Origin of the sequence: Paenibacillus pedocola (genome assembly GCF_031599675.1) — a bacterium.
In the GTDB taxonomy this organism is placed as follows: Bacteria; Bacillota; Bacilli; order Paenibacillales; family Paenibacillaceae; genus Paenibacillus_AQ; species Paenibacillus_AQ pedocola.
Window position 1 is genome coordinate 3637471 of record NZ_CP134223.1, and the last position, 23810, is coordinate 3661280.

General features: G+C 51.6%; 20 protein-coding genes. 1 reads left to right on the forward strand and 19 read right to left on the reverse strand.

Going from position 1 to position 23810, the window contains the following annotated elements:
- Positions 1 to 10: 10 nt before the first annotated feature.
- The 11 genes from hflX to mutS all read right to left on the reverse strand — a co-directional run bounded on the left by hflX (position 11) and on the right by mutS (position 14393).
- Positions 11 to 1294, reverse strand: coding sequence for a GTPase HflX (gene hflX / locus QU597_RS15975; RefSeq protein WP_054940902.1), 1284 nt, complete (start codon positions 1292 to 1294; stop codon positions 11 to 13).
- A 76-nt stretch (positions 1295 to 1370) separates the two neighbouring features.
- Positions 1371 to 2342 carry an AAA family ATPase gene (locus QU597_RS15980; protein ID WP_206100412.1) on the reverse strand — a complete coding sequence of 324 codons (972 nt, stop codon included), beginning with the start codon at positions 2340 to 2342 and terminating at the stop codon, positions 1371 to 1373.
- 103 nt (positions 2343 to 2445) lie between these two features.
- Positions 2446 to 3102 carry a YdcF family protein gene (locus tag QU597_RS15985; protein ID WP_310828915.1) on the reverse strand — a complete coding sequence of 219 codons (657 nt, stop codon included), beginning with the start codon at positions 3100 to 3102 and terminating at the stop codon, positions 2446 to 2448.
- Positions 3103 to 3104: 2 nt separating this feature from the next.
- Positions 3105 to 3659, reverse strand: a complete 555-nt coding sequence (locus tag QU597_RS15990) for a ribonuclease FAU-1 family protein (RefSeq protein ID WP_206100414.1) — start codon at positions 3657 to 3659, stop codon at positions 3105 to 3107.
- Between the two features lie 210 nt (positions 3660 to 3869).
- Positions 3870 to 6494 (reverse strand): transglycosylase domain-containing protein, encoded by a 2625-nt coding sequence (locus tag QU597_RS15995; protein ID WP_310828916.1) that lies wholly within the window; start codon positions 6492 to 6494, stop codon positions 3870 to 3872.
- A gap of 137 nt (positions 6495 to 6631) precedes the next feature.
- Positions 6632 to 6871, reverse strand: a complete 240-nt coding sequence (hfq, locus tag QU597_RS16000) for an RNA chaperone Hfq (protein WP_054940907.1) — start codon at positions 6869 to 6871, stop codon at positions 6632 to 6634.
- A 277-nt stretch (positions 6872 to 7148) separates the two neighbouring features.
- The gene (locus tag QU597_RS16005) at positions 7149 to 7511 is read right to left on the reverse strand and encodes a YmaF family protein (protein WP_310828917.1); all 363 of its coding nucleotides are present in this window, start codon (positions 7509 to 7511) and stop codon (positions 7149 to 7151) included.
- Positions 7512 to 7713: 202 nt separating this feature from the next.
- The gene (gene miaA / locus QU597_RS16010) at positions 7714 to 8670 is read right to left on the reverse strand and encodes a tRNA (adenosine(37)-N6)-dimethylallyltransferase MiaA (RefSeq protein WP_310828918.1); all 957 of its coding nucleotides are present in this window, start codon (positions 8668 to 8670) and stop codon (positions 7714 to 7716) included.
- Positions 8660 to 9439: a class I SAM-dependent methyltransferase gene (locus QU597_RS16015; RefSeq protein WP_310828919.1), complete on the reverse strand. Its 780-nt coding sequence runs from the start codon at positions 9437 to 9439 to the stop codon at positions 8660 to 8662. The genes miaA and QU597_RS16015 overlap by 11 nt, the downstream gene beginning before the upstream one ends.
- Positions 9440 to 9473: 34 nt before the next feature.
- Positions 9474 to 11507, reverse strand: a complete 2034-nt coding sequence (gene mutL, locus QU597_RS16020) for a DNA mismatch repair endonuclease MutL (RefSeq protein WP_310828920.1) — start codon at positions 11505 to 11507, stop codon at positions 9474 to 9476.
- Positions 11508 to 11558: 51 nt separating this feature from the next.
- A complete protein-coding gene (gene mutS / locus QU597_RS16025) occupies positions 11559 to 14393 on the reverse strand; it encodes a DNA mismatch repair protein MutS (RefSeq protein WP_310828921.1) in 2835 nt (944 codons plus the stop codon).
- Between the two features lie 199 nt (positions 14394 to 14592).
- Here mutS and QU597_RS16030 point away from each other — a divergent pair, with 199 nt between their 5' ends.
- Complete coding sequence (locus QU597_RS16030) at positions 14593 to 15402, forward strand: GNAT family N-acetyltransferase (protein WP_310828922.1); 810 nt, start codon at positions 14593 to 14595, stop codon at positions 15400 to 15402.
- A 121-nt stretch (positions 15403 to 15523) separates the two neighbouring features.
- Here the strand turns inward: QU597_RS16030 and QU597_RS16035 are convergent, their stop codons facing one another.
- The 8 genes from QU597_RS16035 to QU597_RS16070 form a co-directional block, all read right to left on the reverse strand.
- The gene (locus QU597_RS16035) at positions 15524 to 15748 is read right to left on the reverse strand and encodes a hypothetical protein (protein ID WP_310828923.1); all 225 of its coding nucleotides are present in this window, start codon (positions 15746 to 15748) and stop codon (positions 15524 to 15526) included.
- A gap of 5 nt (positions 15749 to 15753) precedes the next feature.
- Complete coding sequence (locus tag QU597_RS16040; RefSeq protein ID WP_310828924.1) at positions 15754 to 17175, reverse strand: putative amidoligase domain-containing protein; 1422 nt, start codon at positions 17173 to 17175, stop codon at positions 15754 to 15756.
- A 502-nt stretch (positions 17176 to 17677) separates the two neighbouring features.
- Positions 17678 to 18235, reverse strand: coding sequence for an outer spore coat protein CotE (locus QU597_RS16045; RefSeq protein ID WP_054940911.1), 558 nt, complete (start codon positions 18233 to 18235; stop codon positions 17678 to 17680).
- Positions 18236 to 18735: 500 nt separating this feature from the next.
- A complete protein-coding gene (locus QU597_RS16050) occupies positions 18736 to 19770 on the reverse strand; it encodes an HD-GYP domain-containing protein (RefSeq protein WP_236330563.1) in 1035 nt (344 codons plus the stop codon).
- Between the two features lie 208 nt (positions 19771 to 19978).
- Positions 19979 to 20968: an aromatic acid exporter family protein gene (locus QU597_RS16055; RefSeq protein WP_236330566.1), complete on the reverse strand. Its 990-nt coding sequence runs from the start codon at positions 20966 to 20968 to the stop codon at positions 19979 to 19981.
- Positions 20969 to 21063: 95 nt separating this feature from the next.
- A complete protein-coding gene (locus QU597_RS16060) occupies positions 21064 to 21900 on the reverse strand; it encodes an ABC transporter permease (protein WP_310828925.1) in 837 nt (278 codons plus the stop codon).
- The gene (locus QU597_RS16065; RefSeq protein WP_236330570.1) at positions 21897 to 22676 is read right to left on the reverse strand and encodes an ABC transporter ATP-binding protein; all 780 of its coding nucleotides are present in this window, start codon (positions 22674 to 22676) and stop codon (positions 21897 to 21899) included. The genes QU597_RS16060 and QU597_RS16065 overlap by 4 nt, the downstream gene beginning before the upstream one ends.
- A 109-nt stretch (positions 22677 to 22785) precedes the next feature.
- A complete protein-coding gene (locus QU597_RS16070) occupies positions 22786 to 23799 on the reverse strand; it encodes an ABC transporter substrate-binding protein (RefSeq protein ID WP_206100425.1) in 1014 nt (337 codons plus the stop codon).
- Positions 23800 to 23810 lie beyond the last annotated feature (11 nt).

The window sequence follows — 23810 nt, forward strand, 5'->3', positions numbered from 1 at the left end:
ACACTTGCTGTTACTGCACCACAAACTCAGCAAGTTTGTATCCCCACTTTTCATAATCCTCTTTATTCAAGCGGACATTGTACAGTACATCATTCTCCTCATAATTCAGTTCAAGCACTTCACCTACACGATACAGCAGTGAAGAAAGGTCACCACGGTCTCCGGGAATCCGAAAGACAAGCGTATCTCCAGCCAATTCATCGGCGATCAGTCCAGTAACACGGGTCAGATCCTCGGGGCTAAAAGCGCTGATCTTCAGATAGCCTTGGCCGGTTGGCAGCATCTCCAGCTGTTCCGGCTGGCAGAGATCGCTTTTATTGAACAGAACGACCCTCGGTTTGCCGGCAGCGCCGAGATCCTGGAGAATTGAATCCACAACCTCCATTTGCTCTTCACGCATCGGAGATGAGGCATCTACCACATGGAGCACCAGATTGGCTTCGTTTACTTCTTCCAGGGTTGCCCGGAAGGAGGCTACCAAATCATGCGGCAGGTTCTGAATGAACCCTACCGTGTCAGTGAGTACGACTTCCTTGCCCGCAGGAAGCTGCAGGACACGTGAAGTCGGATCCAGTGTAGCAAATAACTGGTTCTCAATATAAACATCGGCATCCGTCAGCTGCTTCAGCAGCGTGGATTTGCCGGCATTGGTATAGCCGACCAGTGCTACCTGAACAGCGCCGCTCTTGCGGCGGCGTTCGCGGTGCAGCTCACGCGTCTTGACGACATCATCCAGCTGGCGCTTCAGTTCAGTGATCCGATCCCGGATATGACGGCGGTCTGTCTCCAGCTTGCTCTCACCTGGACCTCTCGTGCCTATTCCGCCGCCAAGCCTGGACAAATTCTTGCCGTGACCCGACAGACGGGGCAGCAGATAGGAGAGCTGTGCCAGCTCCACCTGGATGATGCCTTCCCGCGTCTTAGCTCTCCCTGCAAAAATATCTAAAATCAGCTGCGTACGGTCGATGATCTTCAGATCCAGTGCTTCTTCAAGGTTGCGGACCTGGGCACCGGACAGCTCCTGGTCAAAAATCGCCGTATTGGCTCCCAGGCCGTCTGCCGCCATCCGCAGCTCTTCTACCTTGCCTTTGCCGATAAACCATTTCGAATCGGGAGTTTCCTTGTTCTGGCGGAGTACATCCAGCACCTCCACCCCGGCCGTCTCAGCCAGTTGAACCAATTCTTGCAGTGAAAGCTCAGGATCGATGCCCGTGCGTTTGATTTTGTCTGTGACCAGACTGACCAGAATGGCCCGGTCCTGAACATCCGTTTGTGTATCATGTGTTATTGCCATGAATGTAGTACTCCTTATCCTTTTACCTCTTGGGATTTAGCTTTCATTACCTGCGATTTACTCTAACATCTACGGCCTACAGCTTAAAATCCTCCGTCCGCAGCGTCATTAGCTCCTGCTTGCCGGGGCTGTTGCTCTCATATTGATTCAGCAGCCGCACCGCTTGTGACCGTACGGCCTTCTCAATGGAATTACGTACATAGCGGGCATTGCTGAAAGCATGAAGACTTTCCGTCTTCTCGATCAGCAAATGCTGCTTTAGTTTGAGTATAGCCTGCGGCATTAAAATATAGTCCCGCTCTTTGGCCATCAGCTCGGCAATCTGCAGCAGCTGATCGATCGTATAGTCGGGAAACTCTACCTGAATCGGAAAACGCGAAGGCAAGCCTGGGTTGCTCATAAGGAAATAATCGATCTCACCGGAATACCCGGCCAGGATAAGCACAAATTGGCTGCGGTGATCTTCCATAGATTTAACAAGTGTATCTATCGCTTCCTTACCAAAATCCTTATCTCCACCCCGGGCTAGACTGTAGGCTTCATCGATAAACAGGATGCCGCCAAGCGCCTTTTTCACCAGATCTCGTGTTTTTTGTGCGGTATGTCCAATATATTCGCCTACCAGATCCGCACGTTCTACTTCGATCAGGTGCCCTTTGCTCAATACACCCATCCGTTGAAACAGCTTAGCCACGATCCTTGCCACGGTTGTTTTACCGGTTCCGGGGTTCCCCTTAAAAACCATATGATACGCCTGACCGCCACTGGCCAGCCCCGCCTCGCTGCGCATCTGTGCGACTTGCAGGAGCGCGTAGATTTCAAATACAAGTTCTTTGATATTATCCAGGCCGACAAGGGCATCAAGTTCCCGGCTTAATTCCTGGAATAGTCCGCTATGGCCGTGATTTTTGGTGGGCACAGCCCCGCTGCTGTGTTCACCTGCAGCAATGTTTACCGCAGGTGGCTCTTGATTCCGCAGCACAATATTAATCTGGCGTGACGGTCTGCCTTCCTCCCGTCCGCTTGCCGCTGCTACGCGTCCGTTCACCTTGTTCACCTCATTATCCAGGGCTGACTTGCTCTAACTCAAGTCTATTCCGGCTAGTGAGGTCTTATTAGCAGTTTCGGGATATTTATGCTTGCCGCGTTCATTACATGGACAGCTGCTGCATCTTCCATTTGGTATAAGCCAGAATTTCTCGGGTCTTATATTTCAGCATGGACATGGTTTGAGACTCTGTCAGACCCAGCTGCGGTGAGGCATAGCCGATTTCCCTGGCGATCTCCAGCGCCCGCCGCCCGTGATAGGTGTGGGTAATGATCACAACAGAGGTCATTCCCTCCTGCTGCATAATCTTTTGACTGAACTTCAGATTCTCATAGGTGCTGGTAGATTCATTCTCCATCAAGATTGCGTCTTCGGGTACACCTTGCGCCACCAGATAATTCCGCATTCCTTGACCCTCGGTATATTGATAATCTGCCTTGTCCAGACCTCCAGAAACAATAATTCGGCTGAACATCCCTTCATTGTAAAGCTTCAGTCCATAATCCAGGCGCTCCTTGAGACCCGGACTGGGTTCATCTCCCCACATAGCCATCCCGAGGATAATACCGGCATCCGCCTTCGTCATCGGAGCAGTTGTTGCGGTGTTATTAATACGGTTAAATGCAACCGCACACCAAAGCAGACCTGCTGCCGCTACAAAAATACAAACGATCAGCAGATTGCGTTTGAGGTGGGAGCGCCCTCTCCGGGATACCTTTCGGATTGGAGACGAGCCTTTTTGGTATACATACCATTCCATTTCTATTTCCTCCTGAATTCTCCGTGGTGAAACAATTCGGCACGGTGCTTCAGAGAAAGAGCAAAATAAGGAAAGGCGTGTGCGTCTATGCTGCGCAGAATACTCTTGGCTGTTGCCCAGGCCAGATTATAGTCACTGTCCGTAATATCTTCCCGCTCCAGTGCTTCCTCAAGCTCATCCTCATCGAGTAAAAATACTTCACCGTTCCACAGTACTACAACATCCAGATACAGATCGTCAAACCAGGGGACACCTTGATCTGTAACCCCCTGAACCTTGCAGGTGTCTATGTACCATTGTACAATATTCTGCCGTTCATCAAACATGGCCGTGACAATATAATGGCTATCCTTGGGAAAATACTGCAGCCATGAATAGCCTTTGTCCGCGATACGGTATGTATGTCTGCCGTAGCTCTTCCACAGAGGTTCCTTCAGCCCGTAAATAGTATAAAGTGTGATATAACCGCTGAATTCCCGGGTTTCCACATAGCGGCAGGCAAAATGGCGGCGCGTAATCCGGCGCCAGTTGGCCCGGTCTCCGAATTTACGTTTCATATGAATAACCCTCTCGAATAATGGTGTATTCAGCTTAACACATTTGGCAGACACACTCAAAACAAGACTTACATTATACGACTGCCGTCTGTACCACTAGTTCCCCGTACACAAAAAAACGGCAGCCCTACCTCCACAGATTCAGAGGTACGGCCGCCGGATTTATGCCTGACTGGCAAAAGCCATTCTAATACTTGTTACTACTTAATTCTACAAAGCAGCTGCCGGATCCGTTCCCGCTTCGGTACCGTCATCCGGCCCGGTGTTGCCGCTGCCCGGTGTAACTACCGGAGTAGCAGTCGGTGCCAAGGTGGCCGGAGGCGGGGTGGTAGTACTCTCAGGGGGATTTGTAGGTGCTCCGCCGTTGCCGGCTCCATTCCCCGCACCATTACCGTTCCCATTGCCGTTGCCGTTCCCATTCCCTCCACCATTGCCATTGCCATTCCCGTTGCCCCCGCCGTTATTGCCGCCAGGAGCACCGTTTCCGGCACCATTCCCGTTCCCGTTATTTTCACCGTTACCTGGGTTATCCGTCGGTTGATTGGGATCAAGCGTCGGTTCCGGCTCCGTAGTAGGGGCTTCATCCTGTACGGCAACAGTAACAGCTCCGGAAGGCTCGCTTTCCGTATCCAGTTCAGGATAGTATGCTGTCACATAATACTCATACGTCAATCCAGGCATAGCGCTAATGTCGCCTACACTGGAAGACATCGTGTTAAGTAACGGACTATAATCAGCCTCTGAAGTCTCGCGGCGGTAGATGCGGTATTCCACGCCTTCCGTCTGCGCAGGCTCCCAGCTAAGGTTAACGGTCATCGTGGATGGATCATAAGCTGCGGTCAAGCCGTTGACAGGCTGCACCGTTTCAGGTGTTGCTGTTGGTTCAGTCTTCACTGCACCCTCAGGTGTAGGGAACGACTTGCTTGGAACTCCCTCCAGCGCCTCTTTCATCACCTTCCCCCAGAAGGCAGCAGCAAGCGGGCTGCTGTTCTTAAGCAGGTGGGTCTTGTTGGGCTTGTCATACCCCATCCAGACAGCTGCGGTCCATTCCGGTGTATACCCGACGAACCAGACGTCCCGGTTAGAGCTGATTCCTTCGTAACCGCTTTGTGTGGTACCGGTCTTACCGGCAACCGGACGGTTGATTTTTGCTTTTTTACCTGTTCCGTCGGTTACGACCTCTTGCATCATTTGTGTCATCTGATAGGCCGTATTCTCACTCATTACCCGTTCAGGGGTTGTGTTCGCTTTATAGACTGTTTCTCCGTCGCTGTTGGCAATTGACTTAATCGAGTAGGCTTCCCTAAGTTCTCCGCCGTTGGCAAAAGAACTGTAGGCCTGGGCCATTTCCAGTGTATTGGTACCTTTACTCATACCACCGAGCGCGAGCGACAGATTCTTGTCATCATCACTCAGATCAATACCAAGCTTTTTCGCGAACTGGAAGCCGGTATTCACACCAATTTCATTCAGCAGCCAGACTGCCGGAATATTCTCTGACTTCGTAATCGCTGCGCTCATGCTGATCGTTGACGAGTACCCGTGCAGATTGTTCGGACAGTAGGTGCCGAAGCACTGTTTCTCATTGCTGAGCATGGATTCGCTGGTAAACTTGCCTGATTCAAGAGCCGGCGCATAAGCAACCAGAGGCTTAAAGGATGAACCCGGAGAACGACGGCTGCCGTTAACACGGCTAAAGCCTTTTTTCTCATAATTACGTCCGCCCATCAGGGCGACAATGCTGCCATTTTCCTGATTGATGATGGTCATAGAGCCCTGTACAAGCTCATCGTCTACACTTTCCTCAAAGTTATCGCTGTCGGCAAAAGCATCCTCCACCGTTTCCTGGGCATGCTTATCCATCGTGGTATAGATTTTGTAGCCGCCGATGTTCAAATCGTCCTCTGTCAGTCCGAATTTCTCTTCTGCTTCATCAATGGCAAAATCTATAAATGCCTGATAGCGCTGCTTGCTTTCCGGCGGCTTGTAGTTGTAATCTACCACTTTAGCCTCATCCATCTGTTCCTTGGTGATATAACCCTGATCATACATGAGCTGCAGCACTACTCCCCGGCGTTCTTTGGAGAGCTCCGGATTGCGGAGCGGATTGTAGCGGGAAGGCCCCTTTGGCATCGCTGCCAGGGTTGCAATTTGCCACAGTTCCAGATCCTTCAGATTGCTCTTGCCGAAATAACGAATTGACGCTGCCTTGATGCCATACACCGTTCCGCCGAAGGGAATACGGTTAAGATACATCGTGATAATTTCAGGTTTGGTCTTTGTATTCTCCAATGCTACAGCAATTGATACCTCTGTCGCCTTACGGAAAAAGGTCTTATCGCGTGTAAGGAAGATATTCTTTGCCAGCTGCTGGGTAATGGTACTGCCGCCCTCCACCATACTGCGGGCTGCAATATCCTTTACGGCTGCGCGGCCGATCGACCAGAAATCTACACCCTTGTGTTCAAAGAACCGTTTATCCTCTGTTGCGACGAAGGCGTTAATCACCTGTTCAGGAATGTCCTCGTATTCGACCGGATCGCTTTTCTCGAGCGACAGCTCTCCGATCAGGTTCGCATTCCGGTCAAAAATTTGCGTTGGCGGATTCACCGTCAGTTTGTCCTGATTCTCATTCAACAGCTTCTGGCCGTTAAGCATAATGAACAGATAGCCTCCAAGCGCACAAAAAATCGCCAGCGCCATTGCAAAAAACAAACTCCACAGCACACGTTTCTTGGTTAGAAACTTTTTCTTTTTCTTAGACTTCCCTTTGGAATTCGACTGGTTCGGTTGTCTGTTTCTATTGTTCGTCCTGGATATTTCGTCTCTGGACATGCTGCCTCCTGACTCCCTTTCGGAAATATCTTCAAATTTGTCGGCACGAATGAAAAGAACAACCTTCGCAGGTTGCTCTCGCGCACTCTATTCAAACGGTTTATAAACAAAAAAGTTTCGCTTTAAAACAGTAAATGTTATTCTTCGTTGCCGCTATCCTGCATCAAAGAGACGCTGCGCTGCGGTGTGAAGGTCGAGATCGCATGCTTGTACACCATTTGCTGGCGCCCGTCACTGTCGATGACAATTGTAAAATTGTCAAACGCTTTAATGATTCCCCGGATTTGAAAACCGTTGGTTAAATATACTGTAGCAGGGATATTCTCTTTACGCAGCTGGTTCAAGAACGTATCTTGGATGTTAATGGACTTGTTCATATGACGTACCCCCAATGGTTCAATTAGATTGTTCAGAAGTATATTCAACACCTGAGAGAAACTTTCCTGCTATTATACCACGTAATATGCAGTTACATCAATTAAGTAAATAGTGCGGACTGGTTTGTTCGATGTGTACAATTGTGTGATCATAGCCTGTTCTCTCATGTATATGTTAAATCTTCGGCCCCCTTCCCGTCAATCTCGCCGCTTTTGGTTGTTATTGAAACGGCAATAACCCCGCCTGTCTATGGACTGGCGGGGCTCCATTCAAAGGTTAAATAAGCGGAGACTGGATCAACGTCGCAAAATTAAAAGGATGGACATGCCCGTCGTTCCGTGTGGTCTGGCCTGTTACAAAGTGAACGTGCTTTCCATTGCCTACAGATATTGCCGGTCCTGTCCGGATCTTTTTAAGATTGTGAAAATGGCCGGCAAAATCTGTTTTGCTGAGATCAATTTCATGAACATGACTGCTACCGACCCGGATTGCCTGCCCGGTAACTCCTGCGAAGCGGTGGTTATGCCGATCCGCGCCTTCTTCGGCCAGTTTCGTACTGCCTTCAAATTCATGCACATGCCGCTGAGCCCGTTTCGGATATTTTGGCTTTTGCTTAAGAGTAGAACTTCGCTTCTGCATCCTGTGCCCGCCTCCTTACAATTATGAATTCCAATAGCATTCTATTAAAAAAGGTAATTGTTAGTGCTAGGCAAATTTCAGAGAAATAAAGATACTTTTGAATTTATTTTGTTAAAAACAAAAAAAAGATGCCTTAGAGTGCGCATACATACACTTTACAGGCATCTTATAGCTGCAGATAATATTAGTAAAAATTATTGTATCAAAGTGTACCCTCAAAACGGCGGGAGATAATCTCACGTATTTTCACAAGATTCTCCGAATAGTTCTGTTCATTAAAATCTTCAATCCACTGTATTTCCTTCATATGACGGAACCAGGATAGCTGCCGTTTGGCGAACCGGCGGGTATCGCGTTTAAGCAATGTAACTGCCTCTTCCTGCGTCAGCTCTCCAGCCAGATATGCCGCTATTTCCTTATAACCCAGGCCCTGCATTGCTACCAGGCTTCTATTGTAGCCTTTGTCGAGCAGCCCTTGCACTTCTTGGATTAACCCCTGTTCCAGCATCTGGTCAATACGGTCCTCAATACGCTTATACAGGATCTTTCGGTCCATAGTCAGACCTATAAGACACAGCTCGTACGGGGATTCTTTCTTCTGATCTGCCTGCGCAGCGGAAAGGGTGACCTTGGTCTGGTGATGAATTTCCAGTGCGCGGATAATCCGGCGTCGGTCATTGGGATGCAGCCGGGCAGCACTGGCCGGGTCTACGGCAGCAAGCCGGGCATGCAGCGCCTCTGCCCCGTGCTCTTCTGCAAACGCATCCTGCTCACTCCGGAACGCTTCATCCGCAACCGCCTCAGAGAAGCGGAATCCGTAGCACAGAGACTCAATATACAGCCCTGTTCCGCCAACAATAAAGGGCAGCTTGCCTCTGGCACTGATCTCTTCTATCAGTCTTTTGCCCTGCTCCTGAAATTCTGCAGCCGAATAGGCATCCTCGGGATCATGAATATCGATTAGATGATGGGGAATGCCTTTCATTTCGGCGGTGGTGATCTTAGCTGTGCCGATGTCCATTCCGCGATACACCTGCATGGAATCTCCGGATATGATTTCGGCATTATAAGCCGCTGCCAGCTCCAGGCTCAGCCTGGTTTTGCCGACTGCAGTCGGTCCCAGCAGCACCAGTACTTTACGTTTTGTCTCAGTTGTCAATGCGTATCACCCCGTACGATATTTTAGCGCTCCCCCGGAGCAGCTCCTCAAAACCAAGCCGGGCAAATTCGCCGCTTAATGCTTTCTCTTTGAGCAGGACTGTTTTCCGGGCTATCCGGACCGCTTCTGCGACACTCTCAGCCGAAAGGGCTGCCGTGTTGGCAAATTGGCGCAGCGGCGAGATCGCCGAGGAGTCCATTAGGGGGACCCTAAACATCGGGTCAAAATAAACAATATCTATGCTATTGTCCGGAATAGCGCGTAAATACTGTAAATGCTCGCTGTGCACCACCTGGATACGCCGCAGCGCTTCATTTACTTTAATCTGTCCTGAGGTATAATGCCTCATTCCTTCAAGGAGCAGGGTATAGAGCGGCAGTGAGCTCTCCAGCGCTATTACAGCCGACTCGGCTCCACCGTGTACAGCAAACAGGAGGGAGTCACTGCCAAGACCTGCGGTGCAGTCCAGCACACTGTCTCCCGGCTGCATTCCCGCAGCTTCAATCATGGGATCAGGTTCGCCTTTCAATATCCGTTTCGCCCGGACAAAGCCCATGCTGGGATGAAACTCCATCGGCGGCATTCCCGGTGTAATCAGCCGGACTGCTTCCTGGAGCACTACCAGGATTTCCTGATCCCCATACCGCTCTACCAGCTTCTTCATGGACATTTTTCCCCGCGGCTTAAAGCTTGTGCCGGTATGCTCTGCCAGGCCTTCAGCCCGCTGAACAATTTCCGGTATCGGGTCAAAGCCCGTAGTTATAATCATGATGCCTCCGATCTGTCTGCCTTCTTTATCTTTACTACATAACACGTTTGAACAGCTTCTCCAAATCATAGGCGGAAAAGGATACAACGATCGGCCGTCCATGCGGGCAGGTATAGGGCTGCTTGCAGGCTGCCAGCCTTGAGAGAAGCGCTTCTACTTCCGGCTCCGTCAGCTTCTGGTTAGCTTTAATGGAAGCCTTGCAGGAGCAGAGTATGGAGGATTTCTCGCGCAGCTTCGCCAGATCAATCGAACGCTCGCTCAGTACCCATTCTGCCATTTCTTCTACCAGCGCCTTCTCTTCCCCCTCAGGAAACCAGTAAGGCAAAGAGCGGACCAGGAATGTCTGGCCGCCGAAATGCTCCAGAAAGACGCCAGCCTGCTGGAACCAGTGAAGCCGCTCGCTGAGCTGGCGGCTCTCCGATGGAGTAAACTCCAGGGTAATAGGCAGCAGCAGCTCCTGCGAGGCATCCTCCGGACGACCGAACTTCTCATAGTAATATTCGTAGTTAATCCGTTCATGTGCAGCGTGCTGGTCAATCAGATACAGTCCGCTGTCATTCTGGGCAATAATATATGTGCCGTGATGCTGGCCGATATAGTTCAGCTCAGGAAACTGCGGAAGACCGGGATCCGTATTGCCGCTTGGAGCGTATAGCTCCTCTGCCGAAGGCAGGTTTCCTCGTCCGGGCGTGGCTGCCGGCTGCCGGAAGCTGCCGTTACCTTCGCTTGTCCGTGGACGCGCAGCGTTCTGGGGATAGCTGCCGCTATAGGCAGACGCACTCTCCCTGGTCTGCGGCTGGAAGGACTGTAACTGTCCGGGCCGCTGATCGCGGGCGCTGCCAAACAGCGGCGCACTGCTCTCTCCGCCGCCACGGCTCACAGCCGGTGATCCGTAGCCGCTACCGGATACACTTGAATAGGGCTCTCCTCCAGGGACAGGCATGTCCTGTGATACTGGAGTTCCTGCAGCAGACTCCGGTGGCTGCGGTATCGTTCCTTTGGTGAAAGCGAACTGCTCCTGGATGAAGGAGCTGCTGCCTTTTCCGCCGAGCACTTCCTTACCAGGGCGGGGAATCAGGCTTTGGCCGAGAAGGACCTTGCGGAGCTCCTGTTCAACAAAGGTATACAGCTCATTTTCCTTACTAAAGCGGACTTCCAGCTTCGCCGGATGCACATTGACATCAACAAGCGACGGATGCATGTCAAGCTGCAGCACGAGCAGCGGATAACGGTTGATCGGCAGCAGCGTATGATAGGCCCGCAGGATCGCCGCGTTCAGGCCGTTGCTGCGGATATAACGACCGCCCACAATCGTGGTGACCGCATTCCGGTTGGAACGGGTCCATTCCGGCCGGCTGATGTAGCCTGAGATCCGGTAATCCGGATCCTCTGCATTTACCGGCAGCATCGCCTTAGCAGCGGATGTGCCGTAGACGGCAGCGATGACCTGAAGCAGATCGCCGTTGCCGAGGGTATGCAGCAGCTGGTTGCCATTATGATGCAGTGTAAAAGAGATATTCGGATGTGCCAAGGCCATCCGGTACATCGCATCCGAAATATGCCCCAGCTCTGTTTGGATGCTCTTCATGTATTTCAGCCTTGCCGGGGTATTATAAAACAATTCCCGTACAGCCAGATCACTGCCCTTCCCGGACGGATTATCTTCATTCCGGATCAGTTTACCGCCTTCGATATCGATCACTCTGCCTTTACCGTCATCATTGCTTGCAGTCAGCAGTGATACCTTAGACACGGCCGCAATACTGGGCAATGCTTCGCCCCGGAACCCGAGGCTGGTGATCTGGAACAAATCACGGCCATTGGCAATTTTACTCGTTGCATGGCGGTAGAAGGCGGTCTCGCAATCCTCAGGCTCGATGCCTGAGCCGTTGTCTTTAACCCGGATACTCTGCAGGCCGCCCTCTTCTACCGTAACCTCAATGCGGGTACTGCCGGCATCAATCGCATTTTCTACCAGCTCCTTCACAACAGAAGCAGGACGCTCCACCACTTCCCCGGCAGCAATCTGGTTGGCAATATGCTCGTCCAGTACATGAATTTTGGCCATGAATCATTCACCTCGCGGTTAGCATTTTTAATCCGGCAGTCTGCCGCACTATTATAGTCCCTTTGCTTTCAATTTAAGCTCGTTCAGCAGGCTCATAGCCTGCAGCGGAGTCATATTCATGAGGTCAGCGCCCTGCACGGCAGCGACAAGCTCCTTCACCACAGGGTTCTCCTTCACTGTAGGCGCAGCTGCGGTTTCCGCACTGCCCTTCCGGCTCTTGGGCGGCTCTTCTTCCCCGAAAATCGACAGCTGTACTACTTCCTGTCCCGGTGCAGCTTCAAAGGAAGCCAGCGAAACGGCAGACTCGGCATAAGCCGTACTGCCGGAAAGAGCTGCAGAAGCGGAGTGTGAATTCCCTGTTGGCAGAGTGTCCATTGCAGACAAAGCAGCGCTGCCCTGCGGCTGCCCGGAAGACAGCTGAACCTCTCTTAATTCTCCTGAGGAAGTTCGGCCCTCATAACCGGCACCATAATTCAGCACTGCGCTGCCCGGAGGAGCCGCTTGCTCAATGCTTTGGAGTAATCCGTATGCCCGGTCAATAATGCCTTCAGGCAGTCCTGCCAGCCGCGCGCAATAGATGCCGTAGCTGCTATCAGCCGCTCCAGGCACGAGCTTGCGGAGGAAGTTCACTTTGTCGCCGCTTTCCTGGACAGCCATTGAATAATTGCTAAGCCCCTGGAGACTCTCCTCCAGATGAGCCAGCTCATGAAAGTGCGTCGAGACAAGCGCTTTGCAGGCAATCGTATCATGCACATACTCGATAACCGCCTGGGCAATCGCCATGCCCTCGCTGGTCGAGGTTCCCCGGCCCAGCTCGTCGATAATAATCAGACTGCGCGAGGTTGCTTTCTCGGTCATGACCTGAATATCAGCCATCTCCACCATGAAGGTGCTCTGCCCGCCGATCAGGTCATCCGCTGCTCCGATCCGGGTAAAGATCCGGTCGATCAGCGGCACCTCAGCACTCGTAGCCGGTACGAAGCAGCCGATTTGTGCCAGGATACAGATAAGAGCTACCTGGCGCATATATGTGCTCTTACCGGCCATATTGGGTCCGGTAATCAGCAAAATGTTCCCTTCGTCCTTACTGAGTGTACTGCCGTTGGCAATAAAGGCTGAATCCTTCAGCACCGCTTCCACAACAGGGTGACGTCCGCCCTCCAGCCGCAGGTCATATCCGTCCGACAGCTTAGGCTTTACAAAACGATGCTCGGCGCTGACAGCTGCGAGGCATTGATAGACATCGATTTCCGCGACTTTCTCAGCCAAGGCCTGCAGGCGCGGAATTTGTGCGGCGATGCGGTCACGCAGTTCGGTGAAAAGACTGTATTCCAGATCTGTCATCTTATCCTGTGCTTCCAGAATTAAAGCTTCCTTCTCTTTGAGTTCCGGTGTAACATAGCGCTCGGCATTAGCCAGCGTCTGCTTACGCTCATATCTCCCTTCAGGCAGCGAAGAGAGGTTGGAACGGGTGATTTCAATATAATAGCCGAAGATTTTGTTATAACCGATCTTCAGGGACTTAATGCCTGTTGCGACCCGCTCCTTCGCCTCCAGCTCAGCAATCCAGCGTTTGCCGCTCGTGCTGGCTTCACGCAGCTCATCCAGACGCTCATGGTAGCCTGTCCGGATAATCCCGCCGTCCCGCACCGACACCGGCGCATCTTCAACAATGGCCATATCAATATCGTCACGCAGCTCGGCGCACTCATCCATCGAAGCTCCGATTTCCCGCAGCGTCGCGGATCCGGAAGTCATACACATGTCCTTGAGTGCCGGAATCTGCGCCAATGACAGCTTAAGCGCGTTCATGTCGCGGCCGTTGGCACTGCCGAAGGCAATGCGTCCGACCAGCCGTTCCAGGTCATAAATCTCTTTGAGGGCTCCGCGAAGATCTTCACGTACGATAAACTGGTTATATAAATAATCGACAGCTTCCAGCCTCCGCTCAATCGGAGCGCGCTGCAGCAGCGGCTTATCAATTCTCCGGCGCAGCAGACGGCCGCCCATTGAGGTTTCGGTGCGGTCCAGCAGCCAAAGTAGTGAGCCTTTTTTGGAGCGTTCTCGCACGGTCTCGGTCAATTCCAGATTGCGGCGGGTGAACGGATCAAGAATCATATAGTTTCCAGGTTCATAAGGTGAAATCTGGCTTAACTGACCGAGCGAACGGCGCTGGGTTTCGCTTAAATAGGAGATCAGGAGCGCCAGACACTGGCCCCGCTCCTTCTCCAGGCGCACCCATGCTGCTTCTCCGAACTGGCGGCGGGCTAATTCTTCTTCCCGTTTATCCCAAGGGGTGTACACTACAGGCTTGGCCAGCAATGAAGCTTCACTGCGGAGCTGCTCCAGCAGCGCGGCATCCCCGATAATCTCCGCTGGTTCATAAATACCAATCTCGTCACGCAGCCACTCTGCTCCTGACAGAACTGACGTAACGTACAGCTCCCCTGTCGTCAGATCGCAGGCGGCCAGTGCCATCATTCCGTCATCTTCAGTGACACACACGAGATAATTATTGCTTTTATCCGTAATAATCTTCCCGTCCATAACGGTCCCCGGTGTCACCACACGGACGATATCGCGCCGCACCATACCTTTGGTTACGGCCGGATCATCCAGCTGCTCGCAGATCGCGACTTTGTAGCCTTTTTCAATCAGACGCTGTATGTAACCTTCGGCGGCATGATAGGGCACTCCGCACATCGGAATCTTCTCATCACCGCCGCCCTCCCGGCCGGTTAATGTTATCTCAAGCTCCTTCGAGGCAAGAAGCGCATCATCAAAGAACATTTCATAGAAATCGCCCAGCCGAAAAAAAAGGAATGCGTCCTGCGCCCCTTCCTTTACCTTTAAATATTGCTCGATCATCGGCGTATATTTTGCCATTGTTAACCTCCATGCAAATTCTTCTGTATTCTCTATTATACCAGAAACTCGCATAGCAAAGTTACTCTGCCAAATCATTAACCATTATTACCAGTAGTCCGGTGTGCAAAAGACGCCAGACAAATGACCAGTCCATACAATATAATGTAAGATTATGGGCAGACAACAATTTCTAACGCAGACAAGGAGCGGATTTGGGATGATACGAAAATTACATGAAGCTGACCGGACACGGCTGATGGAGCTCGTTGGCCGCAATCCGGCAATCAACCTGTATATTATCGGGGACGTGGAGAATTTCGGCTTTGATCAGGAGTTTTTGGAGCTGTGGGGTGAATGTGATTCTGAGGATGGTCCGCTAAAAGCGATACTGGTCCGTTACTATAACAGTTATCTGCCTTATGGCGAAGGCCCGTTTGACGTTGACGGTTTTGCCGGGCTGGTGCGCATGAATAAAGAGGCTGAAATGATTTCCGGCGCTACAGATGTTGTGCAGGCTTTTAGAGGACGAATGAATATCCGGGATGAAAAGCAAATGTACTTCGCGGAGCTGAAGGAATTGGGAGAAGTAACCCGCCCCGCTGCAGCCGCTTCAATTGACATCCAAAAGGCGACGGTACAACATGTCGATGCCATCTGTACGCTGACAGATCAGATTGAGGAATTTCTCAGCAGACCTGAAGATTCGCGGAAAAGTCTGCACAAAACGCTGGAAAGCGGTACGGGCCGAACCTATTTCGTGGAGCAGGACGGGAAGATTATTGCCTCAGCATCCACCTCTGCAGAGAATTCCATGTCGGCGATGATCGTTGCAGTGGCTACTCATCCGGACTACAGGAATCAAGGGCTCGCGTCCCACTTAATGGCTAAGCTGTGCGCTGATATGCTGGCAGAAGGCAAATCCCTGTGCCTTTTCTACAACAATCCTCAAGCCGGCCTGATCTACAAAAGGCTTGGCTTCCGCGACATCGGCTCATGGACGATGATGTATTTAAATCAGGCGTTTTAATTTGTTTATAACATGAACTAATGAACCGGGTAAAAGCGGCTGAGGAGATTAAAGGGATATGTACCTTTGATTTTGTGCCGGCGGGCTTTGAGAGCAAATCAAAGGGATAAATACCTTTGATTTATGTGCCGGCGGGCTTTGTGAGCAAATCAAAGGGATAAATACCTTTGATTTCGGCGCCGGCGTGCTTTGTGAGCAAATCAAAGGGATAAATACCTTTGATTTCGGCGATGGCGCGCTTCGTGAGCAAATCAGAGGGATAAATACCTTTGATTTCGGCGATGGCGTGCTTTGTGAGCAAATCAGAGGGATAAATACCATTGATTTCGGCGCCGGCGGGATACATTTCATTTAGTCTGTATAGGTTTCTTTGCTCTGCCACAACATGCGGATATCGCGCGACTCATCCCATGTCCGTTCTGCTGCGATGTAGTGCAGCAGCGGTTCAATATACCGGGCGGCCTGCGAATAGCCGCTTAGGGACCTTAGCTGCGCCTGCAGCGGGATAAATGCTGCGCGCAGCGGGGTTTTATTGCCGCTGTAATAAGCGGCATGCAGATCCTCCCGGTCGAGCGGGCGCAGCGTAAGGTCTTCGTAGCGGCTCACAATCAGGTGAGCAAGGAAGACCGCGCCTTTGGCGATGACCGGGGACACCAGGAAGCTCGGCAGGGTCCGGTATTCAAAGCCGCCATGCGGCTGAATCCGGAAATCGCCGAGCACGCCGTAACGCGGACGCCGCGCAGTCGCCCTGGCGTCCTCGAGCAGCATCAGCGGCAGCGCGAGGTAGTTGTCGAGCGCACGCAGCAGCGGCGCCGTCAGCGTCACGCCGCTGAAGTGCAGATGGCCGCCGAGGGCCCAGCCTCTCAGCGGCATCCCTCCCGCACGCCAGCTTAGCGAGCGGTCGGCGACGAGCCGGTCCGCTGCACGGGCGGCGGACATCAGCTGCGCCAGCAGCGCACGCGGTTCCCCGTGCGGCGCAGGGCGCAGCTCGGCGACCGGGAACAGGCCCTGCGTTCCCGGGGGCCCGGCGTCGCAGCCCGCGACGCCATCCAGGGGCAGGAACCGCGACGCGGGCACGACGCGGCCGGAGCTTCCCCGGAGCAGGAGGAACTCCGGGTCCATGCCCATCAGCAGACCGGGGCGGCCTTGCTGCTCCCGGGCCAGTGCCAAGGCCAGCGCCTGGAAAGCGGCCTGGAATGGGGCCGGCAGCGGCTGGCCGGGTGTGTGAAGCAGCGGAATAACATCCTCCACTGCGTAATGCCGGTCGCCCATAGCGGTTAACCACACCTCTCCACTATCCAGCCCCAAACTGTAAAGCGCACGGATCGCAGTGCCCCGCAGCAATCCGGCTGTTCCACGCCGCATGACCGGAAGACTGCTACCCTCCTGCACGCCTTCCCATGCGCCAAAGCCGTTTCCTGCATTCCCAAGCCCGTCACCGGCTGTAAATCCCGCATTGCCTGTCTCCCTCTCTACAGCGGTTCGACGACCTCTGCTATGCCGTTCCTTCCTCATAGCCTGTCCTGTACCAAGTGCCTGGAGCCGGATGACCTCCAGATTGAACACACTAACCCGGTAACGTTGTTTATGAGTAATGCTCTCAGGCTCTGAACCATATGTATTTACTGACTTTTTATTAGAGTTGCCAGCCTCCGCTTGCCGCGGCTTTGCCCGGCCCGCAGGAATCATAGCCGCATGGAGCCCGCATCGCAGCAGTCTGGCTTCCCGCTGACCCGGCGTTAACCCGACGAACACGTTAAGACCTTCATTCATCGCCCTACTCCTTCCCGCCATCGCTCCATTCACTCATCCTCTGACTACTTCCCACCATCGCTACATTCACTCATCCTCTTACTCCTTCCCCCCATCGCTCCATTCACTCATCCTCTTACTCCTTCCCGCCATTGCTCCAATCACTCATCACCTAACTCCTTCCCACCTTCGATCCATTCACTCATCACCTTACTCCTCCCCGCCATTGCCCCATTCATCCCCCTATGACTCCTTCCCTCCGCACCACCCTTCATTCACCCAACTCTTACCCCATAGCTTCCTCATACTTCCCAGTCCTTTTCGCCGTAATCCAATGGCCACCGCCCTTTGCCAGCCTCAAGGTAATCATCAAGGCGTATCCACCTGACCTCTTACCTTCCGGTATTTCCTGCACAAAAATAAAATTAAAAAAGGAGGGCATTCGCCCTCTTCGCCGCCGCCCTCTTTACATATAATGGACCATAACCCATCAGTATTCAGCCGGCGGCGGCGCCTTCCCTTCTTACAGCTCATCATCCAGGGCGTCAGGGTCCAGATCATCATAATCGAAGCTTTCACCATCGAAATCATAATCCTTGTCTTCCAGATCGTCGGCCTGATCACTAACATACACACGGACCTTGGTCTCAGCCACCAGTTCCGCCTCAAATTCCCGTTCCACACGGAGCGTAACACTGCCGCCGCCTGGAGATACTCCCGCTTCCACACAGTTTGGTTCCTGCGTTGCCTCCGCAGAGACCTCAACCGTGGAAGCGCGGTGTCTCGGATCCAGGTATGACAGCGGAATAAGCTCCACGTAGGAAACCGTTTCTTTGGCTACCTCGGTTTGCTTGTTTTTGTCATACGAGTACCAGATGTTTACATCGTAAGTACCAATTACTTCGATTCCGTTCCCGGCGGCAACCGCTTCGTACTGGTGGTTAATGATCCAAGCCCCCAGAATACTAGTCGGATGATGTGGCGGAGTCACGGTATGGGTTGCGGTAGAGAACTTACGACCTTTGCCGCAAATTGCCTTCGTAATGATCTCCCTTGTTTGACGTTTATGGCTTAATGACATCTTTGAACCTCCTCCATACAATCATTCACTATCAAGTGTATGCACGTTCTGGGCATTTGTTGATTGTTAGAGTAGAAATAAATTTGGGTAAGCCCTCCATCCGCCCCGTTATAAGATTCATAGTTCATTTTATTGCTGAAATCACGCAGTTATGATACATAGCTTAAATGGTTTTACCAAGAAGAAACCGCCTTGCAGTCCATTTTGAAATGGAGCCCGTTTCTGGCAGAAATATAAAAGTTGAACTTCAGATTTACATAATCGGTATCGTGCATTGTCTGCGGGGAATGTTTGGACTTGCGGAGGCTGATAGGTTGGGACTGCATGAATATAACCCCTCTGCTGCTTTTGCCTATAAATAGTTCTTTAGTTCAGCTTATATTGAGGGTAAATGTATTACGTATCACTTATAAATCCATATTTATACAAAAAAACATCAGCACCCCCATTCCAGAGAGCGCTGATGTCTATTTAATTTTCAATTATGCTGCCTCAAAGTATTACTGCGGGATGACCCGAACAATCCCCAGATCCCGGTGTCTGCTCAGATCAATGAAATCCTCCTCAATGTTAACGAGCGGACGCAGCGGGTCATGGGCGAGAATCAGGATGATTTTACCGACACGGCCGTCTGTCAGCTCTACATCATTCCCTAACATGGATTGCATCAGCTTATTAATAAAGACACTGCAAATATACGGGTCAAGCTTACCGAATGCATTATCCTCCATCTGCCTCAAAACCTCATATAACGGCGCTGCAGGACGGTAGAACCGTTCGGAGGTCATGGCATGGAAAATATCAGTTACCGCAACAATTTTGCTAAAATCGGTAATCCGGTGTCCAAGTACGCCGAAGGGATAGCCGCTGCCATCCATCCGTTCATGATGCTGCAGGGCCACAAGTGCCTGTTGATGGTTCGTACCTACGGTATCTCTGATCAGTTCATATCCGTACGTAGTGTGCTTCCGCATCAGTGCCATTTCTTCCTCATCCAGCGGTCCGGCTTTAGTCAGTATTTCCGATGGAATCATAATCTTCCCGATGTCATGCAAGGTTGCCGCGATGGTCAGCATACCCAGCTCTTCCGGCTTAAGCTTAAGCCATTTGCCGAGGAGTGTAGACAGAATCCCGACAGCAACATTATGTCTATATGTATAATCGTCTTTCGGCTGCAATGCAGCCAGTATTCCAAAGAAATCGTTCTTCTCGCTGACCTGCTGGATAAAAGGAATAACTTCATTTCTGAGCTCAATCATCGGTAGACGTTTGCTTTTGTTATAGCGCAGCTGTTCAAAAATACTCTCCATTGCAGCAGTACAATCATCGACAGCAATCTGGTAAAAGGTCGCACTATCAACCTGAACGACATCCTGAGGCTGAAGCATAATCCTATGCTGGCTGATCAGACGGATATGGTCACCTGTTAATAGTGTCTTCGCGGGCAGAACAAATACACCCTTATGATTAAAAAGATTGTCTACAAGCTGCTTGCCGAGATATTGTTCATTATTGATGTTGTTTATTGTTCTCACCTGCCAGAGCAGAAATTCACGTGAGCGAACGATCTGCAGAATTGAACTTCTTCAGCCCTATTGCTTCTAATAACAATAACAGTAATCGACTTAATAGAACAAAAACTGAACGGGGGACGATCCAAACTCACTTTTTGTTGCTATATATCTTATCGTTATTTTACACAGTAATGTGAATACCTGTCTTTGAATTCCTACTATGTATGTATTACCAATTGCCCTTGAAGGAGGACAGGCGTTTCACCGGCTTCACTTCAACCGGAACTTTATGGCGTTTGGCAATTTTTAAATACAGCGCCAGCTCACGGCATACCTGCAAAATCGCAGAACGGACCTCGAACTCCTCCCGTGTATCCGGAAGCTCCATCTGCTGAAACTCCTGCTCGACTCCCTCCAGCAGCCGTTCTGTCCGGCCTGTGTATTCCTCCGCCAGCACATCCCCGCTCAATTGGTCGAACAGCTCTGCCACCATGTCCCCATGCGGAAGCTGCCGGTAGACCTGGGAGAGCAGCTGCATCATATTCTGGATTGATTCCAGCTGTTCCTTGCGCATATAGAAGTAGACATTCCATGCTTCGTCCGGATGAATCACATGATTCTCCATTTCTCGTGACGCTGCTGTCAATCCCCGCTGCACGGCCTCATTCGCACCGATCAGCTCCTTGCCATCCCACAAATAGGAAGGATCACGCAGCGTTGTAGCCATCTGTTTGAAAATCACTGAAAAATACCCGTCGACCTCCTTGCGGATGCCGGAAATCACACTTCCAGTCTCCGGCATATAAATCAGATTCACAAGACCGGCCGATCCGAGTCCGATTGCCAACAGTTCGATCTGCTGGAGCAGGACATGCACGGAAAGCTCAGCTTGTCCAAACACGCGGAACACGATAACAGAGCTTGTTACAATCCCTTCCTTGAAGCCCGACTTGACGATCATCGGAAAGCCGAAGAGAACGTAAAGCCCCAGCACCCAATAATGAAAACCCAGCACATAAAAAAGAATACAACCTATTAAGAGTCCCACAAGCGAGGCGGAAAAACGCGCCGTAATCGTTCGAAGACTCCTTTTACGCGTTGTTTCTACCCCGAGAATCGCGAGCAGGCCGGCACTTTGCGCATTAGGTATACCCGCGGCGGCTGCCAGCAGAATTGACAGCAGCGTGGCAGCCGCTGTTTTGATAATCCGAAATCCCATGAAAATACCTCTCCTTGAATGTTTTGCCTCATTTTGCAGGGTAAGATATAGACATGGTACAAGATTTTGCAAGGAGACACAATATGACATAAGTTTCAAATCCTCGACAATAGCAACTTCTCCACGTACACAACCAGTTGATACATTGCTGTAGCAACTGCTGCAATAATCAGCAGGCTCGACATCACGAGCGTAAAATTGAACACCTGAAAGCCGTAAATGATCAGATAGCCGAGTCCCGATTTAGCCACCAGAAACTCGCCGACAATCACTCCCACCCAGGACATGCCCACATTTACCTTCAATGTAGAGACAACTGTAGGAAAAGATGCCGGAAGGATCACTTTGAAAAATTCCTGCACACGCGATGCCCCGAACGAACGCACGACTTTGACCAGATTGGGATCAACACTGCAAAAGCTGTTATAAACCACCAGCGTAGTAATGATTACCGTAATGGATAAAGTGGTGACTACTATCGCAGTAAAGCCTGCTCCGAACATCACGATGAAAATTGGCCCGAGGGCCACTTTCGGCATACTGTTGAACACAACCATATACGGGTCAAGGACTGCGGATAAAAAGGGGGACCACCAGATGACGACGGCCAGCAAGGTGCCGAGCAGGGTTCCCAGCACGAAGCCGACTACCGTTTCTCCTACGGTCATCCCTAAATGCGGCCACAGGCTTCCACTGGCCATATCCTCCCAGATTTGCCGGAAGACCTTAGTCGGATAGCTGAACAGCAGCTCATCGATCCAGCCAAGCCTGGCTCCTACTTCCCACACAAGGAAGAAAAGGACTAGCAGGCTGCCGCGGACGGCCATAACCCTGCTGCGCCAATTCCGTTTTTTCTTCTTATAATCCAGATGCTTCTGCTGCAGCCACTGCTCCCGGGGAGCCGGATTCTCATTCCGTTCGTCTGATTTCACGGGCTTTCCCTCCCTGCCAGCTCCATTTCCTTCCATACCTCATGAAAAAGCTCCGCAAAACCGGGCAAATCCCTCGCATACAGCGGAGGTGTGCTGCGGATGTCTTCAGGCACCTCAAAAATTCTGCGGATCCGCCCCGGATTGCGCTGCAGCAGGATTACTCTGCTGCTGACAGCGATCGCTTCGGACAGATCATGGGTCACTAGAACTGCTGTCGTACCGCGCCGGCGCAGGGTTTCCGATACCAGATCCTCTAATTGCAGCTTGATCTGGTAATCAAGTGCCGAGAATGGTTCATCCAGCAGCAGCAGACCCGGATCCGTGGCCAGTGTGCGCACCAGTGCTACCCGCTGGCGCATCCCTCCGGACAGCTGGGCCGGGTAGGCCTGCTCTTTGCCTGCAAGGCCCATATCCGCCAGAAGCTCCAAGGTTTTTGAGCGGGAAGCTGCATTCAGGTTTCCGGTCAGCTCCAGTCCAAGCAACGCGTTATCAAGGATGGTCCGCCACGGAAACAGATAATCCTGCTGGAGCATATACCCTACCTCGGGAGAGGGTCCCTGGATCAACCGCCCGCAGACCGATACTTCACCGCGTGAAGGCTGCAGCAACCCGGCGATGATGGACAGCAGCGTCGTTTTCCCACAGCCGCTCGGTCCGACGAGGCTGACAAATTCACCTTTTTCCACGTTTAGATTTAAGTCCTCGATGGCAAGAGAAGCCTCGCGGTCACCCAGATAGGCGTGCGTTACTCCCTTCAATTGCACAACTGGAAGCATATCAGCCCCTCCTAAAAGTTTTGTGAGCATCTGCTTCTTCGAATTGCTTCGTACAAAACTCGCTTCGGAAGCAAACGCTTCGTTTTGTTAGCTGCAGCATCCTTCCGGATCACTTGGCTGCTCCTGATTTAATGCCCGCTTCAGCCTTCTCAGCAAAGCTGTTATCGACGATTTTGCCAGCCGGAACCCGTTCCTGCAGTTCTCCGGCATTCTCGATCACATCGAGCAGATTGTTCCATTCCTTGTCATCTATAACCGGATTTACTGCATAAGTGTCCTGTTCCTTGTAGCGCTTAATCGCAGAGATGACGATATTCCGGTCCGTCTTATCAAAATACGGCAGCACTGCATCAGCAATCTCTTCAGGACTATGCTCCTTCACCCACAGCTGCGCCCGCTGGATCGCGTTTGTGAATTTTTGTACGGTGTCGCTATTTTTATTAATGTAGCTTTTCTTCGACATAAAGACTGTGTACGGCAGATATCCGCTTTCTACACCAAACGAGGCGACTACTGAACCGCGCCCTTCACTTTCAAAAATCGATGCCTGCGGCTCGAACAGCTGCACGTAATCACCTGTACCTGAGGCAAACGCACCGGCGATATTGGCAAAATCAATATTTTGGATCAGTGTGAGATCCTTCCCGGCATCAATGCCTTTGTTCAGCAGGGTAAATGCACCGGCCATCTGTGGCATTCCGCCCTTTCTTTGTCCAAGGAAGGTTGCCCCCTTCAGCTGGTCCCAGCTGAATTCACCCTCTGCCTTGCGGGCGAACAGGAATGTGCCATCCCGCTGGGTCAGCTGTGCGAAATTGATTACCGGATCATCAGCTCCCTGCTGGTATACATAGATTGATGTTTCCGATCCGACCAGCGCCACATCAATAGCTCCGGAGAGCAAGGCAGTCATCGTCTTGTCGCCGCCTGGAATGGTCTGCAGCTCGACATCCAGCCCCTCATCCTTGAAGAAGTTCTGCGATAAAGCTACGTACTCTGGCGCATAAAAGACAGAACGGGTAACTTCGCCGACCTTCACCTTTACCGCAGCCGACTCTCCGCCGCAGCCCGCGAGCACTGAGAAACACAAGATGATGATCATGAGCGCCAGTATCTTGTTTTTCATCCTTCATTCTC

Excerpts from the sequence above, each read along its gene's own strand:
- hflX (WP_054940902.1), bottom strand. The coding sequence starts at position 1,294 with ATGGCAATAACACATGATACACAAACGGATGTTCAGGACCGGGCCATT.
- QU597_RS15985 (WP_310828915.1), bottom strand. The coding sequence starts at position 3,102 with ATGGAATGGTATGTATACCAAAAAGGCTCGTCTCCAATCCGAAAGGTA.
- QU597_RS15990 (WP_206100414.1), bottom strand. The coding sequence starts at position 3,659 with ATGAAACGTAAATTCGGAGACCGGGCCAACTGGCGCCGGATTACGCGC.
- QU597_RS15995 (WP_310828916.1), bottom strand. The coding sequence starts at position 6,494 with ATGTCCAGAGACGAAATATCCAGGACGAACAATAGAAACAGACAACCG.
- hfq (WP_054940907.1), bottom strand. The coding sequence starts at position 6,871 with ATGAACAAGTCCATTAACATCCAAGATACGTTCTTGAACCAGCTGCGT.
- QU597_RS16005 (WP_310828917.1), bottom strand. The coding sequence starts at position 7,511 with ATGCAGAAGCGAAGTTCTACTCTTAAGCAAAAGCCAAAATATCCGAAA.
- QU597_RS16015 (WP_310828919.1), bottom strand. The coding sequence starts at position 9,439 with ATGATTATAACTACGGGCTTTGACCCGATACCGGAAATTGTTCAGCGG.
- mutL (WP_310828920.1), bottom strand. The coding sequence starts at position 11,507 with ATGGCCAAAATTCATGTACTGGACGAGCATATTGCCAACCAGATTGCT.
- mutS (WP_310828921.1), bottom strand. The coding sequence starts at position 14,393 with ATGGCAAAATATACGCCGATGATCGAGCAATATTTAAAGGTAAAGGAA.
- QU597_RS16030 (WP_310828922.1), top strand. The coding sequence starts at position 14,593 with ATGATACGAAAATTACATGAAGCTGACCGGACACGGCTGATGGAGCTC.
- QU597_RS16035 (WP_310828923.1), bottom strand. The coding sequence starts at position 15,748 with ATGTATCCCGCCGGCGCCGAAATCAATGGTATTTATCCCTCTGATTTG.
- QU597_RS16040 (WP_310828924.1), bottom strand. The coding sequence starts at position 17,175 with ATGAATGAAGGTCTTAACGTGTTCGTCGGGTTAACGCCGGGTCAGCGG.
- QU597_RS16045 (WP_054940911.1), bottom strand. The coding sequence starts at position 18,235 with ATGTCATTAAGCCATAAACGTCAAACAAGGGAGATCATTACGAAGGCA.
- QU597_RS16055 (WP_236330566.1), bottom strand. The coding sequence starts at position 20,968 with ATGGGATTTCGGATTATCAAAACAGCGGCTGCCACGCTGCTGTCAATT.
- QU597_RS16065 (WP_236330570.1), bottom strand. The coding sequence starts at position 22,676 with ATGCTTCCAGTTGTGCAATTGAAGGGAGTAACGCACGCCTATCTGGGT.
- QU597_RS16070 (WP_206100425.1), bottom strand. The coding sequence starts at position 23,799 with ATGAAAAACAAGATACTGGCGCTCATGATCATCATCTTGTGTTTCTCA.